This window comes from Vallitalea maricola, assembly GCF_036985595.1.
Classification (GTDB): Bacteria; Bacillota; Clostridia; order Lachnospirales; family Vallitaleaceae; genus Vallitalea; species Vallitalea maricola.
In genome coordinates, this window is sequence record NZ_BTPU01000258.1 from 1 (window position 1) to 310 (window position 310).

The following is a 310-nucleotide window of genomic DNA, read 5'->3' on the forward strand; positions in this document are numbered from 1 at the left end:
CCAGTCATCTCTAAGAACTTCAGTCAGAAGTTCTTAGAGATGACTGGGGTTATAAAGGTTTGGTAATCTCAGATTGGGGAGCAGAAGATGATAGAGTAGAGGGAATCAAAGCAGGTATGGATATAGAAATGCCGGGTAATGGAGGATTCAATGATAAAAAAATTGTTCAAGCAGTCAAAAATGGTACTCTAGATGAAAAAGCTCTAGATAAAGTTGTAAGAAGAATATTGGAACTAGTTTTTAAAGGAATAAAGAATGCAAGGGATATGAATTATGATAAAAAAGAACATGATTCATTAGCTAGGAAAGT

At 34.5% G+C, this 310-nt stretch carries 1 pseudogene; it reads left to right on the forward strand.

Annotation, left to right across the window (positions count from 1 at the left end):
- Positions 1–59 precede the first annotated feature (59 nt).
- Positions 60–310, forward strand: a pseudogene (locus AACQ14_RS24025) (glycosyl hydrolase); the annotation flags it as partial.